At 75.1% G+C, this 1,354-nt stretch carries 2 protein-coding genes; both read right to left on the bottom strand.

The features are described from left to right. Positions 1 to 927 (bottom strand): serine/threonine-protein kinase (locus ACLEQD_RS43480; RefSeq protein ID WP_410391804.1); only part of this gene is annotated, 927 nt, incomplete at its 3' end. Then, a partial coding sequence (locus ACLEQD_RS43475; protein WP_410391803.1) for a TIGR02266 family protein occupies positions 924 to 1,354 on the bottom strand: 431 nt, incomplete at its 5' end. The genes ACLEQD_RS43475 and ACLEQD_RS43480, both read right to left, overlap by 4 nt.

Genomic DNA, 1,354 nt, shown 5'->3' with positions numbered 1-1,354 from the left:
GCCCATCAGCCCGCGCACCACCGCGGCCACGGCCAGCGGCGTCGCCACGCGGTCGTCGCTCAGCGCCGCCAGCGCCCGCGCGAACTGCTCCGCCGAGGAGAAGCGCTGCGCCGGGTGCGGCGCGAACGCCCGGTCCAGCACCAGCGCCAGCGGATCCGACACCTCCGGCGCCACCATGCGCACGGGCGTCACCCGGAGGCCGCGGATGGAGGCCTCGACCTCCTCGGCCGTCCCTTCCGGGTAGGGCGACTCCAGCGACAGCAGCTCGTACAGCAGCACCGCCGCCGCCCACAGGTCCACCGCCACGGAGACCTCGCCCGCCAGCAGCTCCGGCGAGCGGTAGTTCTGCTTGCCCACGCGGCGCGGATCCAACGCCACGCCCGCGCGCGAGCGGGCCACGCCGAAGTCCGCCAGCTTCACCTCGCCGCCGCGCGACAGGAGCACGTTGTGCGGGGACACGTCGCAGTGCACCACCGCCAGCGGCCGGCCCTTGGAGTTGGTGGCCGCGTGCGCGTACGCCAGCGCCTCCAGCACGTGGCGCACCATCATCACGGAGAGGTCGATGGGCAGCTCGATGCGCCGGCGCCGGCACTGCGCCAGCACCCGCCCCAGGTCCGTGCCGTCCACCAGCTCCAGCGCCAGGTAGGGCCCATCCGCCAGCTCGCCGTACTCCCGGAAGCCCACGATGTGCGGATGCGCCAGGCACCGCGCCAGCTCCGCCTCATGCAGCAGCTGCTCGCGCGCCTCCGCGTCCCGCAGGCGCTCCGGCCGCACGCGCTTGAGGGCCACCTCCTCGCCCGCCAGCGGCCCCTGGAGCATCCGCGCGCGGAACACCTCCGCGTTGCCGCCGCGCCCCAGCCGCGACAGCAGCTGGAAGCGCCCCAGGTCGCGCGGCCACTGCGGCGTCGGGCCTTCCTCCAGCGTCACGCCTTCTCTCCCACCAGGCTCGCCAGGTACTCGTCCAGCGTCGCCGCGAAGGTGGCGTCGTCGCTCAGGAAGGCCAGCCCCACGCCCCCCGTGTACGGCGCGTCCACCACGTGCACCACCAGCGCCTCGCCCTGCAGCCGCTGGCCGTTGGGCAGCTTCACGTCCACCGTGACGACGCTGTCCTGCGGCGGGCGGTGCGCCGTGCGCACGAAGAGTCCGCCGTTGCTGATGTTCAGCGCGTGCTCGCGCACGAAGTCCAGCTCCGTGCGGAACTCCATCTCCAGCTTCACGGCGAAGCGCCGGGCCCGGCGCTGGGGTTCGTCTCCAGAGCCCGATGGCGCGCCCGACGGCGCCGGCTCCGCGGGCGCGTCCGTCTCCGGCGCGCGGTACGACTCGCCTCCGCTCGCGGTGGGGGCGGCCGGCGGCG

This window comes from Corallococcus sp. 4LFB (assembly GCF_046520365.1).
In the GTDB taxonomy this organism is placed as follows: domain Bacteria; phylum Myxococcota; class Myxococcia; order Myxococcales; family Myxococcaceae; genus Corallococcus; species Corallococcus caeni.
This window is presented reverse-complemented; position numbering and strand designations above follow the sequence as displayed.